Origin of the sequence: Blattabacterium sp. (Mastotermes darwiniensis) str. MADAR, assembly GCF_000233435.1 — a bacterium.
GTDB lineage: Bacteria > Bacteroidota > Bacteroidia > Flavobacteriales > Blattabacteriaceae > Blattabacterium.
This window is the reverse complement of sequence record NC_016146.1, coordinates 507,803-525,459: the sequence shown is the minus strand read 5'-3', so window position 1 is coordinate 525,459 and position 17,657 is coordinate 507,803. Positions and strand designations below refer to the sequence as shown.

Here is a 17,657-nt window from a genome sequence, read left to right as displayed (position 1 = left end):
CTTAAGATGAAAAATAAAATAGATTTAAATAACATTCCTAATCATGTTGGAATTATTATGGATGGGAATGGTCGTTGGGCTGAACAAAGAGGAAAATTAAGAACATTTGGACATGAAAATTCCATACAGTCTGTGAAAGATTCCATTGTTGGATGTAAAGAATTGGGTATTCCTTATATGACTCTGTATGTATTTTCTTCAGAAAATTGGAATCGTCCAAAGAAGGAAATAGATAGTTTGATGCGTTTGTTGCATAATAATTTGAAAGATTCTTTAGAAGAAATTCATAACAAAAATGTAAAAATTATTGCTATAGGAGAAATAGAAAAATTTCCTGTGGTTATACAAAAAAGATTATTTCTATTCATAAAAAAAACTGAAAATAATACATCCATGACGTTAGTATTAGCTTTAAGTTATGGATCTAGAGAAGAAATTATAAGGGCGACCAAAATTATAGCTAAGAAAGTTTATATGGGAAATATAACTTTAGAAGATATAAATTTTTCTTTTTTTCAAAATCATTTATATACAAAAAAAATACCAGATGTAGATCTTATTATTAGGACTAGTGGAGAACAGAGAATTAGCAATTTTTTGCTTTGGCAATCTGCTTATGCAGAATTATATTTTACAAATGTTTTGTGGCCAGATTTTCGTAAGAAAGATTTTTTTGAAGCCATAATAAATTATCAAAAAAGAAGACGTCGTTTTGGAAAGGTTATATAAATCAAAAAATTTATTTTTATTTTCGTTTTTTATTCTATTACAGATATTATCTGCTCAAACAGAAAAATTTAAAGATCCTACTAAGGAAACTTCAACCTTTATTGTAAGAAATATTTTGATTACTGGGAAAACGAAACATGATCCTCATTTTATTTCAAATTTATCTCATATTTTTTCTGGAGATACTAGTATTAAGATAGATCAAGCTATTAAAAGATTATGGAATAGCCATTTTTTTGGAAATATATCGGTCTATAAAAAAAAGACATCTTATGAAAATGAAATGGATCTTATTTTTGATTTGGAGGATTTAAGAGATGTTGATAAAATAAAAGGAATTGAAAAAGTTTCACCTTCAATAGAGAAAATAAAATCAGAAGATAAAATTTCTGAAAATAATGAAATTTTAATAGAAAATAAGTGGAAATCACTTAACGAAAATAAAAATAGTAAGGGAAAAAGAATTGAAATAATATTATTTGAGGGAAATAAAATTATTCCAACAAAAATATTACTTGGTTTTCTAACCAAAGATAAATTTTGGTTTACAAAAAATATATTTGATTCAAATCTCAAAGAGAATTTGAGAAATATTCGATATAAATATCAATCAATGGGTTTTAGAGATGTACAAGTATTTTTAGATTCCGTATGGAAGAAAAACTCTGGAAATTATGGAATAAAAATTAAGGTTATTGAAGGGAAACGATATTATTTGGGAAATATTGATTTTATAGGAAATACTTTATATGAAACGGATTTTTTAAGAAAAAAATTTTTTTATAAGACAGGAGATATTTATGATAAAGTTGGTATTGATAAAAATATTTCAAATCCAGAATATGGTATGATTTCATATTATCTAAATTCAGGATATTTATTTTCGAAAATAATTCCCATAGAGAAAAGGATAGAGGATAATAAAATTCATCTAGAAATAAGAATTGAAGAAAATAAACCAGTGTATATTAATAAAGTGAATATATCAGGAAATACGATAACTAAAGATCATGTAATTAGACGTGAATTATATACTTTCCCGGGTAATATTTTTTCTCCTAGAGAAATAAAATATAGTCTATTACGTTTGGAAAATTTAGATTTATTTAATAAAGTATTTCCTAAATTCATACCCAATAAAGAAAATAATACAGTAGATATAGAATGGCGTGTAATTGAAAAAAATTATAATCAAATTCAATTGAATGGTGGATACGGAAAGGGTAATTTTGTTGGTAATTTAAGATTAAATTTTTTAAATTTTTCCATTAATAATTTGTTTAATTTTAAATCATGGAGGCCTTTACCTCAAGGAGATGGACAAAAACTTTTATTATATAGTCAATTGAGCCAGGATGATACAAAATCTTATGGGGGTTCTTTTACGGAACCTTGGCTGGAAATAATAAGTCCAACATCATTAACTTTAAATTTTAATTATTCAAAAGATAGAATACAAGAATCTGAAGATATTTTTTTATTACCGAAAATTTCATTTACTGAAACAGCAATTCATGAAGAATTTTTGGAAAAAAAAAATTATTCTTTGATTTTTAAAAAGTTTTTAACTTTTCGGTTCCCCTATTCTACCAAAGTAGAATTTTCCATTAATTATGATAAATTTCTTTATAATAGATATTTATTTTCATATTTGGATCGTAAATTTAGATATAATAACATGAACTATTTAATCTCTTTGCAAAGAGATACAAGTTCTCCTGATTTTATTTTTCCTTTTAAAGGATCGGAAATACAAGTTATTAGCAGATTTAATTTTCCTTATTCTATTATAAGGAGAAATAATGAAGAATTTAAATTGAATTGGATGAATTTTTTAAAACTTAAAATGAAAGCCTTTTGGTATAAAAAGATTATGGATAAAATGGTAATTAAAAGTGGTGGAGAGTTTGGTTTATTGGTAAAATGCGACGAATCAAAAGTATTGTTTCCATTCCATAAATTTTATATAGGAGGAGAGTCCAATCATTTAAGTAAAAATTTAAATGTAGATATGATTCCATTAAGAGGATATTCTTTTCATAGAAATCATCCAGAATCTATTAGTCCAATGGATGGAGGAATTATTTATAATAAATCTATTTTCGAAATTCGTTATTTGATTAAGGAGTTTTCTAATCTATCTAAATTTTGGACCAATTTATTTGTAGAAGGAGGAAATATTAGTGATTCTTATAAAGTATTTAATCCGTTTAAGATGAAGAAATCTTTTGGATTAGGGTTCCGTATTTTTTGGTCTCCAATAGGTTTTTTTGGATTAGATATAAGTAATCCTATAGATAGGAAAAATTTTTCGGTCCAATCAGGATGGAAAACCAATTTTATTATAGGAAAAGAATAATATAAAATATAATTTAAATAAATACAATACAAAAAAATGAAAATAAATACGATTGTTTATTGTTTATTGTTTTTCTTATTATTTGGAATAGGAATATCTTTATATTCTGAAGAATGTGATAAAAAAGAATGTAATATAGTTTGTCTTAATAGTTCAATTCTTTTGGAGAATATGCCTGAATTTTCTATAGCTCAAAAAGAATTAGAAAGATTAAGTAAAAATCATGAGAATATATTGGAACAATTAATAAAGGAATTTCATAAAAAAGCGGAAAAATTCCAAAAAAATAAGAATCCAATTCTTAAAAAAGAATTAGACGTATTAAAATATAAAGCTGATGCTTATCAAAAAACAGCTACAGATGATTTAGTTAAAAAGAAAAATAAATTGTTTAATCCTATATATAAAAAAATAGAAAAAGCTATTAATAAAGTAATGGATAAGAATAAAACAATTGTAAGAGTTGACGATTGTAGTCCTGGAAAAGGAATTTTAGTCAATAAAGGAATGGATATTACGGAAGAAGTAAAAAAAGAATTAGGTATTTGATTGTGGTATCTCCCGGAATCGAACCGGGGACACAAGGATTTTCAGTCCTTTGCTCTACCTACTGAGCTAAGATACCTACCAGAGAACAAAAATACAATAAATAATAAGTAAAAAACTAAAAAGTTTTAAAATTATATTTTTTTTATTGTCTTTTTTTCTTTCTTGTACAAAGGAAGAAGTTTCCATTAAACATAAGAAAGAAACTCCTAGGATAGTCTTTCTTCGTACAAGTATTTTATATAAAGAAGATGGGTTTTTTCGATTATTTATTTATTCTCCAATTATAGAAGAATATTCAATTTATACTTTTTTTCCAAATGGATTACAATTATTTCTTTATGAAAAAAAAGATCCCAGTAAGTATACTTATCTCAGTGCAAATTGGGTTAAGTCAACTAAAAAAGTATTTTATCATATTAAAGGAAATATTATTATTATGAATCCTAATGGAGATTTTTTAAAAACTGAGGAAATATTCTGGAATATAGAACGTAAAAAAATATTTAATAATAAATGCACAACTATATATTTTTCTAACGGTACAATATTGAAAGCTATAAATGGATTGGAAGCTACTGATGACTTAAAAGAAATTAGACTAAAAAATATTAGTGGATTTCTTTCTATATAAAAGAAGTTTTATGGTTTTTCATATTAGTATGGTTTTTTTTACTATACTTGTATCTGCTTTTTTTTCTGGAATGGAAATGGCTTTAGTTTCTTCCAGTTTATTTAAAATAGAATTATTAGAAAAAGATTCTTTTCGTTATAAATTGCTTTATAAAAGCCTCAATAAACCAAAAAAATTCATAACTACAATGGTGATTGGAAATACCATATCCTTGGTAGTGTATGGAGTTTATATGGAAAAATTGTTTTTTTATTTTTTTACGAAATGGTTTTTAATTTATGATAATTATTTTTGTATTTTTCTTTTAGAAACGATAGTTTCCGCTACTATTATTCTTATTATTGGAGAATTTATTCCTAAAATGATATTTAGCGCATATTCTAATGAATTATTAAGTTTTTTTATTGTTCCTATATATATATTATATAAAATTTTTTCACCTATTACAAATTTCATTATTTGTATATCCAATATTTTTTTAAATTTTTTTGGAGAAAAAGAAGATGATCAAACAAAAATTTTTGATAAAGAAGATTTAATTTATTTCTTATCAGAGAATATAGAAAATAATATTCAGGGAATAGTGGAATCTGAAGTAGAAATATTTCATAAAGCTTTAAAATTTTATGAAAGGAAAGCAAGAGAATGTATGGTTCCTAGAAAAGAAATTATTTCTTCTAATATAGAAACTTCTTCTATTGATAAAATTCGTCATAAACTTACGGAAAAAGGAATCTCAAAAATTGTAATTTATAGAAATAATATAGATAATATTATAGGATATATTCACTATTTAGAAATATTAAAAAAAAAACCAAAAAATCTGGAATCTATAATTAGACCTGTGGAATTAGTTCATGTAACGACTCCAATACGAGAGATAATGGATCTTCTTATTAAGAAAAAAAAAAGTATATCCATAGTATTGGATGAATATGGTGGAACGGCAGGAATGATAACTATAGAGGATATTTTAGAAGAATTTCTTGGAGATATAAAAGATGAACATGATGAAATTAAATTCATTGAAAATAAATTTAATGATAATGAGTTTTTATTTTCTGCTCGTTTAGAGATTGATTTTATTAATGGAAAATACAAATTAGGTCTCCCTAAATCTGAAGAATACGAAACTTTAGGAGGAATGATTGTTTTTCATACAGGATACATTCCTAAAAAAGGAGAAAAAATAATTATTAGCGATTCTTTGTCCATAGAAATAAAAAAGGTCTCTAAAAATAAAATAGAGGAAGTTTTCCTAAAAAAAAGACTATAGATGAGTTTGTTAGAAAAAATTAGAAGAAATACATGGTTTTTATTCCTATTTATAGGAATTGTTTTTATATCTTTTGTATTGGATCCTAATATTTTATTTAAATTTTTTACAAGAAATACCAATATAATTGGAAAATTAAATGGAGAAAATATTCTTATAAAAGAATATGAAGATTGTTTTCAATTTTTAAAAAAATTTCGTCAAGAGGATCCATATTATTATTTAAAAAATGAAGCTTGGAGATTATTGATTCATGAAAGAATTTTAAATCAACAAGCTATAAAATTAGGAATACAAACAACCAAACAAGATTTTTGGAATGCTGTATCCAAACAATCTATATATAGTTATATCCCTTTTTTTCAGGATAAAAATGGAATTTTTGATATAAGAAAATTTAAATTATACCTAAATAATTTGGAAAATTCATCAAATAGAGACAATTATAAAATTGAAGAAGAAAAGAGAATTTGGGATTATGAAAGAAATAATATTCCAAAAAGAATCCTCGCAAAAAAATATGTAGAGATGTTGATGTATGGATTAAATACTTCTTTAATAGAAGCAGAATTAAATTATAAGGACAAAAATTTCTTTTCTATTGTAGATTATGTTTTTATTCCTTATTCAGAAATAGAACATAAATATAATACAATAAAAAATTATGAAATTAAAAATTACATAAAACAACATAAGTTCCTTTATAAAAAAGAAAATTTAAGAAGTCTTAGTTTTGTGATTTTTCCATCAGAACCATCTTTAGAAGATGAAAAAAATATGAAAAATAAAATGGAAAAATTATTTTATAAATTGAAATATACCAATCAAAATGCTAATTTTGTTTCAAATCAATCTGAACAACCTTTTGATTCCAACTTTTATCTAAAAAAAAATCTCCCTCCCATATTGAAAAATTTTGTTGTCCAAAATGATAAGATTGGAAGTATGTTTGGTCCTATAAAAAGAGGAAGTATTTATGTTCTAGCAAAAATAATTGGGAAAAAAATGATATCGGATTCTGTTTTATCAAGTCATATATTAATTTCTCATGAAGAAGCTATACGTTCTTCTAATAAAAGAACTAAAAAAGAAGCTGAAAAAATAGCTAAGAATATATACAATTTGGTTAAAAAAAATCCTAAAAAATTTGATTTTTTAGTAAAGGAAAAATCAGATGATGTAATTAATGCTAAAAAAAATAAAGGAAGTTTAGGATGGTTGAAATATGACGGACAAAATGTTAATGTTTTTGGAAAATTTAATATTTTTAATTCCGAGAATAAAAAAGGAATGATTGGATTTTCTAAAACAGAATTTGGTTATCATATTATAAGGATAGATGATAAAAGTATTCCTAAACCTGCTTATCAATTTGCTGTTGTTATAAAAACGATTATTCCATCTAAAAAAACGAAAGATATTCTTTATAAAAATGTAAATAAATTTTTTATAGAAAATAAAAATTCTAGTTTAAATACATTGATTAATAATGCAAGAAAAAAAAGATATGAAACTATATATTTTAAAAATGTTAGATATAATCAATGGGAAATTGATGGTTTAAATACAGAAATAGATAAAAAAATTATTGATTGGTCTTTTGAAAATAATAGAAAAGAAGGAGATACAAAAATAATGAAGACTTCAAATAAAGATTATATTCTTGTCTATCTTTCAAAGATTAGAAAAAAAGGATTTCCTGTTGAAGAAATCAAAAATAATTTGATTTCTTTCATTAGGAGAAAAAAGATAGAAAATTTCTTCTATAATTTCTATAATATGGAAAAAAAGAAAAATTTAGAATATATAGCATTTTATTTTTACAAAAAAATCAAAAAATATTACAAAATAAATTTTTATGATTCTATAATCAATAATTTTAAAGAACCTAAAGTTGTTGGTTTTGCTTCTTCTTTAAAATTGTATGAAACATCTAAACCTATATTAGGTGAAAATGGAATATTCTTTATAAAACCATTAAAACATAGTTATACTTCTAATAATCCTTCTTATTTTTCTTATGAAATAGAAATTTTAAATGCTTCTTTGAGAAAAAAAATTTTAGAAATCTTGGAAAAAGTATTAATGGATAAATCCAAGATAGAAGATTATAGAAAAAATTTTTAATTACGTTTGACAGAAGAATGTATCTTTGATTTTTTTTTTTCGTTATTAGATGTTGGTTCTTTTTCAGAAAGAATATTTTTCATTATTTCATTCTTAATTTTATTTTTAGCATTTTTCAAATATCTTATACCATTTCCCATTCCACGAGCTATATCCGGTATCTTTTTTGGACCAAATACAATTATAGCCATAAAAATAATAAAAAAACTTTCTTCAATACTAATAAATAAAAAATTCATTATTTTTTCTTTGTTTTTTTAGATAAATCATATACTATAGATGAAGCAACAAATATGGAAGAATAAGTCCCAATACTTATTCCAAGTAATAAAGCCAACATAAAACTACGAATAGTATTTCCTCCAAATAAAAAAATAATTCCTATAACAAATAAAGTAATGAATGAAGTATTCATAGTTCTTGTTAAAGAATGATTAATTCCATTGTTTATAATTTTTCTAAAATCCATCAAAGAAGAAATATTTGAAATTTTTCTAATTTTATCATAAATAACTACTGTATCATTAATTGAATAACCTATGATAGTCAACAAAGCGGCTAGAAAAGACTGATCTACTTCTAAAATTGGATTCCAATTATGAAAAATGGAAAATACTCCAAGTACAAGAATGATATCATGTAGCAAAGCCATCACAGCTCCTAAACCAAACTGCCATTTTTTAAATTTTATAAAAATATATAAAAATATTCCTAATAAAGATATAAATATTGAAATAAAAGCATTTTTAGTCATATTTTTAGCTATAATAGGACCTACTTTTTCGTAAGATATAATCCCTAAAGAATTTTCTTTTCCTTTAAAATCATTAAAATTTATATTTTTAAAATAAGGTTTCAATGATAAAAACATCTTTTTGTAAATTTCTTGATCCACTTGATTATTGTCATCCCATATCTTGTATTTAGTTACTATTTTTAATTGATTCTCATTTCCAAATGTTTTTACTTCTGGAAATGAAGAAGAATAATTTTTATAATAAATTTCATTTATTTTTTCAAAATAGGGAAGTATTTCTTGTAAATTCCATACTTCAAAAAAGTTTAATTCAGCCTTTTTTTGTAAAATATTTTTGTATATCTTTTGTTCCAGATAATTCTATTAGAATTCGATTGAAATTATGAATTCTTTGTATGTTAGGTGTACTCAATCCAAATTTATCTATTCTATACTTCAGAATATTACAAGTATTATAAATCGATGATTCCATTTTTATTCTAATAATTTTTTCCATTTCTTCATCTGAATTATTCACATTATTCAGTTTCTTTATGTCTTGATTTTTTTGGATAAAAAAATCATAAAGAGAAAAATGTATCCTAGATTTTTTTTTTTCTTTATAAAAAAAATGGAGAAAGGAAGAAAAATAATCTGTATTAGTATTTTTTTCTTTTTTTGCATCTGCTTTTTCTAATAATTTTAAAAAAATTGTATTTTTATAATTATCAGAAAATTTTTTTAATAGACTTTTTTCAGATACTTCTACAATCATACTTATTCCTCCTTTTAAATCTAAACCTAGATTTAGGGTTTTATTTATAAAAGTATAAAAGAATTAATAATATAATAGAAACAAATAGATGTAAGAATAATAACTGTAAAAATTGTAAATAAATTTCTTATACCCTTCCCTTCATGGCAAAAATATAAAAATTAGAGTATAATAAAATTTTCTAATTATCTTTGTTTTTAGTGGACTAAGAAAATTAAATGAATGCACTTGAAAAAATTTTATCTTATTCAAAACCTTATAAATATTACTACATTCTAAATATATCGTGTAACTTTTTACATTCTTTATTTTCTGTCATATCTATAATATCTATTTCTCCTCTATTGAGTTTTTTATTGGAAATATCTGAGGAAAAACAAGAAAATAAAACAACATTTTTTAATTTATTGGATGGATCATTTAATTTTATTCAAAGATATTTTCATTATTATATAGAGATTTTATCAGATAAGTATGGCAAAATAAATACACTTGGAATTTTATGTATATTCATTATTTTTCTTTTTCTAATTCGAAATGTTTTTAGGTATTTAGCAGAATATTTTATGATAGGTATAAGAACTTCTATCATACGAAATATTCGAAATGATTTTCATAGAAAAATATTGTCTTTTCCAATAATTTTTTTTTACGATAAAAAAAATGGAGACTTAATGTCCAGATTGTCTAACGATGTAAATGAAATAGAAATTTCTATTGTAAATTCTCTAGCCAATATGATTAGTTCTCCCATTATGGTTTTTTTTCATTTACTTACTTTATCTTTTATGAGTTATCAGTTGACTTTATTTGCTTTTATTCTTTTACCATTAATGGGAACATTGATTTCTATCATAGGAAATAGTTTGAAAAAAGATGCAAGAGGGGCTCAAAATCAATTAGGTAAATTATTTTCTGTCATAGAAGAGACCTTGAATTCTACAAAAATTATAAATATATTCAATGCGGAGAATAAGATGCAAAAACGTTTTGAAAAAGTATCTGAATGTCAAAAAAGACTTTCTGCACGTGTGAATCGTAAAAAAGAATTAGCTTCTCCAATTAGTGAGTTCTTAGGCTCTATCACTATGATATTAATTATTTGGTATGGAGGAAAACTTTTTCTAGAAAAAAAAGGAATGGATCCTGAAATACTTTTTTCTTTTGTAGGATTATTTTTTCAAATCATTAATCCAGCAAAAAATTTAGTGAATTCTATATCCAATATTCAGAAAGGAAAAGCTTCTGCAGAACGTGTTGTAGAAATATTAAATACTCAATGTTCCTCCAATAACAAAAAAACAGGATATAAATCTATTTTTCATTTTAAAAATGAAATTTTATTTCGTAATGTATCCTTGAAGTACAATCAATTAGTATTGATTCAGAATTTAAATTTTTCCTTAAAAAAAGGAAAAACTATAGCTTTAGTAGGTAGATCCGGAAGTGGTAAATCTACTATTGCTAATTTACTTGCTAATTTTTATGAGGCTACCTCTGGAGAAATAACCATTGATGGAATCAACATTAAGTATTTAAAAACTAAAGATTATAGAAGGTTACTAGGGATTGTAACGCAAGAACCAGTCCTTTTTAATGATTCAGTTATCAATAATATTACCTTAGGATTAGAAGGAAAGATTTCTATGAATTCTGTAATACAAGCAGCTAAAATAGCAAATGCTCATTGTTTCATTCAAAAACTTCCAAAAGGATATGATACTATTATTGGATACAATGGGAATAAATTATCCATGGGACAAAAACAAAGAATTAGTATAGCTAGAATTGTATTAAAAAATCCTCCAATTATGATCTTAGATGAGGCCACTTCTTCTTTAGACACGGAATCAGAAATAATGGTTCAAAAAGCTTTAAATAAGATGATGAAAAATAGAACTTCATTAGTCATAGCTCATAGATTATCCTCTACTATTATACAAAATGCAGATCATATTATTGTATTGGAAAAAGGAAAAATAATAGAACAAGGAAAACACAATGTTTTAATTTCAAAACAAGGAATATACAGTAATTTACTATCCATGCAAAGTTTTTAAAAAATAATGAAGGAATTTATTTTTAATTCTATTACAGATCTTATAAAAAAACCTTTAGTCTCTATTTCTATTCTAGGAAATCTATTTTTAATAGAAAGCATATTATCCATAGATAATGCGGTTATGATAGCATCTATGGTTATGGGACTAAAAAAAAAAGATAGAAAAAGAGCTTTAAAATATGGAATTTTTGGAGCTTATTTTTTGAGAGTAACTGTACTAATATTTTCCTCTATACTAATTAAAGTCTGGTGGTTAAAAACATTAGGAGGTTTATATTTAATTCTTATTGGATTAAATCATTTTTTTTCAAAGAATAAATATGAAAATAAATTCAAAAAAAAGATAACACTTCAAGATTCTTTTTGGAGAGTACTTATCTCTATAGGAATAATGGATTTAGCTTTTTCTATTGATAATATATTTTCGGCTGTTTCCTTATCGGAAAATTTTCTATTAATTTTATTAGGCGTTTTTATAGGTATTTTAACTATGAGATTTACTTCTCAAGGATTAGTAAAAATAATGGAAATTTATCCCTTTATGAAGGATTCTGCATTTTCTGTTGTAATCCTACTTGGAATAAAACTTATATCGTCTATTTTTTTTGAATTCGAAAAAGAATATTCTTCGTTGGAAAGTATCTTTTCATTTATAGCTATGGCTTTATTTTTTTTTCCAATTTTTATTTTATGGATTAAAAATAAAAAAAAATCAAACTAATATTCCCATTGGGTCTTCTAACATATTTTTCAAAAATTGAAGAAAATTACTTCCTGTAGATCCATCTATAATTCTATGATCACAGGATAATGTCAATTTCATAACATGTCCTATTTCAATCTTTGAATCTTTAACCACTGGTTTTTCCATAATAGTTCCTATAGATAGAATAGAAGAATTAGGAAGATTAATAATAGAGGTAAAGAATTCTATTCCATACATTCCTAAATTGGAAACTGTAAACGTGCTATTTTCCATTTCTTCTGGTTTTATTTTCCTTAACCTTGAACGTAATGATTTATCTTTTATTTCTTGAGATATTTGTAATAATGATTTTTGATCGGTATTTTTAATCACCGGAACAATTAGCCCTTCTTTTATAGCTACTGCTACTCCAACATTAATATTGGAATGATATATTATTTCTTTTTCTTTCCACGATGTATTCACATTAGGATGTTTTCTTAGAGATTTAGCTACAGCTTTAACAAGGAGGTCATTAAAAGATATTTTTTCTTCTGTAGGAAGTTTATCGTTTAAGTTTTTCCTTAAATGAATCATTTTTTCTGTATTTACTTCTATGAAAAGATAATAGTGTGGAGCTGTAAATTTGGAATGTGTTAAATTTTCTGCTATTTTTTTTCTGATAGAAGAAAGTATAATTATTTGATCATTATTTTCTGATGTTTTTTCAATATCTCTTTTAATAATACGACTGTTATCTCCACTTCCCTTAATCTTATCAGTAGACATTCCTATTTCTTTTGCCATTTTTTTTGCTAAAGGGGAGATAAAAACTCTATTTTCTTTTTTTTCAAGAACAATTTTTTCTTCTTTTTTTAATGAAAAACTTTTTTTTATGAGGGAACTTATATCCTCCCCTTCTTCACCAAGAATGGCTAATATTTCATTAACACGTGTTTTTTCTCCTTCTTTAACCCCAATAAAAAGTAAAACGCCACTTACATCTATTTCAAAATCTTGAATAGCTTTATCCGTTTCAATTTCTGCTAAAATATCTCCTTCGGAAACTTTATCTCCTATTTTTTTATTCCATTTTATTACAGTTCCCTCTTCCATAGTGTCGCTCAATTTTGGCATGTATATTATTTCTGCCATTGTTTTAATGTTTTTATTTTCACAATAATAATATATATAAAAAAATTAGGAAGATTTAAATTCATCTAAAAAAGGATAATTATTTTCATGATAAACAATATTATACATTTGTTTCAAAGAAGGAAACTCTGATTTTTCCGCAAATTCGACACAGGATTCTACTTCTTTTTTTATTTCATTTTCAATAAAATTTAACCTTTCTATTGTTGCCCATTTATTTTGTATAATAATATTTTTTAACCTTAAAATGGGGTCTTTTTTTTTATATGAAATAATTTCCTCTTTACTTCTATATAATTCAGAATCCGCTATGGAATGACCTCTATATCTGTAAGTTTTAACATCTAAGAAAGTAGATCCATTTCCACTCCTAGCCCTTTCAATAGCAGTATAAGCAGTTTTAGCTATTTTCTCAGGATCCATTCCATCTACAGGATAAGAAGGCATTCCATAGGAATGTCCAATTTTATAAATTTCTTCTACATTAGTACTTCTTTTTACAGATGTTCCCATAGCATATTGGTTATTTTCGCAAATGAAAACAACTGGTAACTTCCATAACATAGCCATATTAAAAGTTTCGTGTAATGATCCTTGTCTCACAGCTCCATCTCCCATAAGTGTTAGTGTTACTGCTTTTCTATTGAAATATTTATCGGCAAAAGCAATACCAGCACCTAATGGAATTTGTCCTCCTACAATTCCATGTCCTCCATAAAAACGATGTTTTTTGCTGAAAATATGCATAGAACCCCCCATTCCATGAGAAGTTCCTGTTTTTTTTCCTAGAAGTTCTGCCATAACTATTTTTGGATCCACTCCCATAGAAATAGGTAATATATGACATCTATAAGCCGTAATAATTTTATCTTTGGATAAATCCATTGCATGAGTTAATCCAGCAGGTAGTGCTTCTTGTCCATTATATAAGTGCAAAAACCCTCTAATTTTTTGTTTTAAATATAGGGAACGGCATTTATCCTCAAATTTTCTCCAGAAATACATATCTTGAAACCACTTGAGGTAGGTTTTTGTGGTAATTTTTTTCATAAAAAAATTTCACAAATTCTCTTCCTTACAAATTTAATCTTTAAGATATAAATCTACAAAAAAGGAATCAGACTCTCTAAGGCATTTTTTCTAGAACCTTTGATGAGTATATAATCTGTTTGAAAAGATTTATTATTGATCCATTGAATGAATCTATTTTTATTAAAAAATTTTACAATTTTATCGGAAGTTTTGATATTAGTATTGAAAAATATTTCTCCAATAAGAAATATTTTATTGATATTACTTTTATCTAAAAATAAAATAATTTCTTTATGTTCATTTTTAGAAAATACTCCTAATTCTAACATATCTCCCAATATAGCTATTTTATTCCCTTGAAGTTTATTGTTAAAAAAAGTAAGAGATTCTCTCATACTACTAGGATTAGCATTATAGCAGTCCATAATTATTTTTATATGATTTTTTTCTAATATTTGAGAACGATGATTTTTAGGTATAAATTCTTCTACAGCTTTTTTTATCTTTATTAAAGGGACTTTAAAATATTTTCCAATAGTTATGGAGGAAGCAATATTGTATAAGTTATAAGTTCCCACTAATGGGGATACTATTTTCATATCATTCATACATAAAATAGATTCTAAATAAGTTTTCTTCCATAAATATTTAATTCTTACATCTGAATTCTCTTTTTCCGAAAAAATATATCTGTTTATTCCTATACTATTAATCAACTGTATAGGATCATCTCCATTAACAAAAACTTTTTTTTTGTTTTTTCTTAAAAAATCATATAATTCCAATTTTCCACGAATGACTCCTTTCATATTTTTAAATCCTTCTAAATGAGATTTTCCAAAATTAGTGATGTATCCATAATCAGGATTAATTATGGAACACATATTGTCCACCTCATTCTCATGACTAGCCCCAATTTCTATAACTGATATTTGTGTATTTTTAGACATAGATAATATGGTTAATGGAATTCCGATATGATTGTTCAAATTATTTTTAGTAGAATGGACAATTTCATATTTCTTAGAAAGAATAGCTGTTGTTAATTCTTTGGTAGTAGTTTTTCCATTACTTCCTGTAATAGCAATAATAGGAATATTTTTTAATTTAATTCTATGGTATAGAGCTAATTTTTGTAAAATAGATAAGGAATCTTTTACAAAAAGAATTTTTTTATGAGTAAAAGAATATTTTCTATTATCTACTATGGACATTATTGCTCCATTGGATATAGCTTCATGAGCAAATTGATTTCCATCAAAATTTTTTCCTCTTATGGAAAAAAAAATAGATCCATTTTTTACTTTTTTACTATTTATTTCAATCCCGGAAGAAATGGTATATAAATCATATAAATTCTGTATAGTCATCCATAGAATCATTAAACAAGAAGATCTTTTTCAAGTTTCATTCTCAAATTGTTAATGTTGGTAATCACTGTTCTTTTTTGATCCTTAATATAAGATATATAACCAGTTTCTTCAGAAATAACGAGACATATTGCATCTGTTTTTTCGGATAATCCAATAGCAGCTCTATGACGAAGACCTAAACGAGATGGAATTTCCTTGTTATAAGATACGGGAAGAATGGCCCTTGTTCTTACTATTTTATTTCCGATAATAACTACAGCTCCATCATGTAATGGACTATTTTTGTAAAAAATACTTTCTAAAATGGGCCTATTCACTTTAGCATCCATTTTATCTCCATTTTGGATAAACTCTTTGATATCTTGATGTAATTGAATAACAATTAAAACTCCAGTTTTATCTCCTGATAGAATAGCACAGGAATTTACAATACTATCTACAGTTTTTGTTGCTATAGAAAATTCAGAAGATTTTCCAAACTTTCCAAAAATAGAAAAAATAAATTTTCTAAAAAAAATTCTGCTCCCAACTATGAGAAGAAATTTTCTAATTTCTGGTTGAAATACGATAATTAAAGCCAAAAAACCTCCTTGAAAAAAAACACTGATAACTATACTAAGGAGTTTCATTTCATATGATTCTACTATTTTCCAAAAAACAAAAGTGGCAATAATACCGTAAAAAATATTTAAAGCAGGAGTTTTATAAACGAGTCTATAGACCTGAAATAAAATAATGGATACTAGGAAAAAATCTAAAATATCGATGAAATAAATTTTCAAAAAAAATGGCAATGATGAAATAAAATTTATAAAATTTTTCTATAATATTGGATAAGTCTCACACATTCTACGGCTTCTTTTACATCATGTACACGTAATAATTTTATTCCATTTAAAAGAGCTAAAGTATGAATGATAGAAGTAGCATTTAACGATTCTTTAGCCGAAATATTAAGTAAATTTTGAATCATAGATTTTCTAGAAATCCCTACTAAAATTAGATGATCCTCAAATCCTAGCAAAGATAAATGTTTCAATAATTGGAAATTTTGTTGGATTGTTTTTCCAAAACCAAATCCAGGATCTAAAATAATATCGTTAATTCCATATTTTTTTAATAAGAAAATTTTCTTAGAAAAAAAATGATTTATTTCTATAATTGTATTATTATAATAAGGGTTTTTTTGCATATTTTCAGGGGTCCCTTTCATATGATTTAATATATATGGAATCTTAAGTTTTGCCAATAAAGAAAACATTTTTTTGTCTAGCATACCTCCAGATATATCATTGATCATTAATGCTCCTTCTTCTACGGCTATTCTTGCTACTTCACTGCGAAAAGTATCTATGGATATTTTTGCATTTGGAAATGTTTTCATTATAGACCGAATAGGTTGTGTAACACGTTTTATTTCTTCTTCTTCCGTTGGTTGTTTCGATCCAGGACGAGTAGAACAACCTCCAACATCTATAAAATCAGAACCTTCCTTTAATAAATTTTCCACATGTTTTAGTACATTCAATTCATCATTAAATTTTCCTCTATCATAAAAAGAATCCGGAGTTAAATTAACTATTCCCATAATTTTTGGGTCCTTAAAATATAATAAAGAACCTGCACAATTAATTGTCATTAAAGAACTATTTTTAATTCATGTTTATAAAATTAAAGTATATGAATCATATTTCAATTGATTTTATCATAAAGAGATGTAAAAAAATATTTGAAGAAAAATTAAAAGATTATGATTTTTCGTGGAGAGTAGTAAAAATATGTTCTATGATAGATCAAATTTTTATTAAAGTATTTCGTATACACAATATTCAAAAAAGAGGAAGTCAAAAAGTGGAAGAAGAAAAGATTATAGATACATATATGGATGTGATAAATTATATCGTAATTACATTGATCAAATTAAATATAAATAATGAAGAAAATATTTCTCATCCTAAGGTCATAAATCTTTATAATCAACAATTTAATAAAATTAATAGTAATAAAAAAATAGTAAAAAGAGAAAAACTTACAATAAATAAAATTTTAGAGTATATTTTATATTTGAAACAAAAAAAAGAAGAAATTAGTTTGGAACAATTTCTTTTAAAACTGTTAAATATGACTTTAATTTTACTAAAGGACGATATGGAAAGAAATAAATGAAA

The 17,657-nt window shown here is 24.6% G+C and carries 17 protein-coding genes and 1 tRNA gene; 9 read left to right on the top strand and 9 right to left on the bottom strand.

What is annotated here, in order from left to right:
• Nucleotides 1-6: 6 nt before the first annotated feature.
• The 3 genes from MADAR_RS02590 to MADAR_RS02580 are packed head-to-tail and all read left to right on the top strand — an operon-like array spanning nucleotide 7 to nucleotide 3,637.
• A complete protein-coding gene (locus MADAR_RS02590; RefSeq protein ID WP_014158969.1) occupies nucleotides 7-729 on the top strand; it encodes an isoprenyl transferase in 723 nt (240 codons plus the stop codon).
• Nucleotides 713-3,088, top strand: coding sequence for an outer membrane protein assembly factor (locus MADAR_RS02585; RefSeq protein WP_014158968.1), 2,376 nt, complete (start codon nucleotides 713-715; stop codon nucleotides 3,086-3,088). The genes MADAR_RS02590 and MADAR_RS02585 overlap by 17 nt, the downstream gene beginning before the upstream one ends.
• 36 nt (nucleotides 3,089-3,124) lie before the next feature.
• Entirely contained in the window at nucleotides 3,125-3,637 is a 513-nt protein-coding gene (locus MADAR_RS02580) for an OmpH family outer membrane protein (protein WP_014158967.1), read from the top strand.
• Between the two features lie 3 nt (nucleotides 3,638-3,640).
• On the opposite strand, the gene MADAR_RS02575 is transcribed toward MADAR_RS02580, so the two are convergent.
• Nucleotides 3,641-3,713: transfer RNA gene (locus tag MADAR_RS02575), tRNA-Phe, on the bottom strand.
• Between the two features lie 69 nt (nucleotides 3,714-3,782).
• On the opposite strand from MADAR_RS02575, the gene MADAR_RS02570 reads away from it, so the two are divergent.
• From MADAR_RS02570 to MADAR_RS02560, 3 genes are read left to right on the top strand one after another with little or no spacing between them, the layout of a single operon-like run.
• Nucleotides 3,783-4,268 carry a hypothetical protein gene (locus MADAR_RS02570; protein ID WP_014158966.1) on the top strand — a complete coding sequence of 162 codons (486 nt, stop codon included), beginning with the start codon at nucleotides 3,783-3,785 and terminating at the stop codon, nucleotides 4,266-4,268.
• 10 nt (nucleotides 4,269-4,278) lie between these two features.
• Nucleotides 4,279-5,544 (top strand): hemolysin family protein, encoded by a 1,266-nt coding sequence (locus MADAR_RS02565; RefSeq protein ID WP_014158965.1) that lies wholly within the window; start codon nucleotides 4,279-4,281, stop codon nucleotides 5,542-5,544.
• On the top strand, nucleotides 5,545-7,671 hold the full coding sequence (locus MADAR_RS02560; RefSeq protein ID WP_014158964.1) for a SurA N-terminal domain-containing protein: 2,127 nt from the start codon (nucleotides 5,545-5,547) through the stop codon (nucleotides 7,669-7,671).
• On the opposite strand, the gene MADAR_RS02555 is transcribed toward MADAR_RS02560, so the two are convergent.
• The 3 genes from MADAR_RS02555 to MADAR_RS03075 all read right to left on the bottom strand — a co-directional run bounded on the left by MADAR_RS02555 (nucleotide 7,668) and on the right by MADAR_RS03075 (nucleotide 9,182).
• The gene (locus MADAR_RS02555) at nucleotides 7,668-7,913 is read right to left on the bottom strand and encodes a twin-arginine translocase TatA/TatE family subunit (RefSeq protein WP_041178005.1); all 246 of its coding nucleotides are present in this window, start codon (nucleotides 7,911-7,913) and stop codon (nucleotides 7,668-7,670) included. The genes MADAR_RS02560 and MADAR_RS02555 overlap by 4 nt on opposite strands.
• On the bottom strand, nucleotides 7,910-8,605 hold the full coding sequence (gene secF, locus MADAR_RS03080) for a protein translocase subunit SecF (RefSeq protein WP_238523433.1): 696 nt from the start codon (nucleotides 8,603-8,605) through the stop codon (nucleotides 7,910-7,912). Before secF ends, MADAR_RS02555 begins: the two co-directional genes overlap by 4 nt.
• Before the next feature lie 133 nt (nucleotides 8,606-8,738).
• Nucleotides 8,739-9,182, bottom strand: coding sequence for a hypothetical protein (locus MADAR_RS03075; protein ID WP_041178003.1), 444 nt, complete (start codon nucleotides 9,180-9,182; stop codon nucleotides 8,739-8,741).
• A gap of 218 nt (nucleotides 9,183-9,400) precedes the next feature.
• Between MADAR_RS03075 and MADAR_RS02540 the strand changes: the two genes are divergently transcribed.
• Both MADAR_RS02540 and MADAR_RS02535 read left to right on the top strand, forming a co-directional pair.
• The gene (locus tag MADAR_RS02540) at nucleotides 9,401-11,242 is read left to right on the top strand and encodes an ABC transporter ATP-binding protein (protein ID WP_014158962.1); all 1,842 of its coding nucleotides are present in this window, start codon (nucleotides 9,401-9,403) and stop codon (nucleotides 11,240-11,242) included.
• Nucleotides 11,243-11,248: 6 nt separating this feature from the next.
• On the top strand, nucleotides 11,249-11,965 hold the full coding sequence (locus MADAR_RS02535) for a DUF475 domain-containing protein (protein ID WP_014158961.1): 717 nt from the start codon (nucleotides 11,249-11,251) through the stop codon (nucleotides 11,963-11,965).
• On the opposite strand, the gene MADAR_RS02530 is transcribed toward MADAR_RS02535, so the two are convergent.
• From MADAR_RS02530 to folP, 5 genes are read right to left on the bottom strand one after another with little or no spacing between them, the layout of a single operon-like run.
• Complete coding sequence (locus tag MADAR_RS02530; protein ID WP_014158960.1) at nucleotides 11,957-13,084, bottom strand: dihydrolipoamide acetyltransferase family protein; 1,128 nt, start codon at nucleotides 13,082-13,084, stop codon at nucleotides 11,957-11,959. The genes MADAR_RS02535 and MADAR_RS02530 overlap by 9 nt on opposite strands.
• Nucleotides 13,085-13,129: 45 nt before the next feature.
• Entirely contained in the window at nucleotides 13,130-14,134 is a 1,005-nt protein-coding gene (gene pdhA / locus MADAR_RS02525; RefSeq protein ID WP_014158959.1) for a pyruvate dehydrogenase (acetyl-transferring) E1 component subunit alpha, read from the bottom strand.
• Between the two features lie 53 nt (nucleotides 14,135-14,187).
• Nucleotides 14,188-15,486, bottom strand: coding sequence for a UDP-N-acetylmuramoyl-tripeptide--D-alanyl-D-alanine ligase (murF, locus tag MADAR_RS02520; protein ID WP_014158958.1), 1,299 nt, complete (start codon nucleotides 15,484-15,486; stop codon nucleotides 14,188-14,190).
• A gap of 11 nt (nucleotides 15,487-15,497) precedes the next feature.
• Nucleotides 15,498-16,271: a diadenylate cyclase gene (locus MADAR_RS02515; RefSeq protein ID WP_193345628.1), complete on the bottom strand. Its 774-nt coding sequence runs from the start codon at nucleotides 16,269-16,271 to the stop codon at nucleotides 15,498-15,500.
• A 26-nt stretch (nucleotides 16,272-16,297) separates the two neighbouring features.
• A complete protein-coding gene (gene folP / locus MADAR_RS02510; RefSeq protein ID WP_014158956.1) occupies nucleotides 16,298-17,128 on the bottom strand; it encodes a dihydropteroate synthase in 831 nt (276 codons plus the stop codon).
• Between the two features lie 41 nt (nucleotides 17,129-17,169).
• On the opposite strand from folP, the gene MADAR_RS02505 reads away from it, so the two are divergent.
• On the top strand, nucleotides 17,170-17,655 hold the full coding sequence (locus MADAR_RS02505; protein WP_014158955.1) for a DUF1599 domain-containing protein: 486 nt from the start codon (nucleotides 17,170-17,172) through the stop codon (nucleotides 17,653-17,655).
• Nucleotides 17,656-17,657 lie beyond the last annotated feature (2 nt).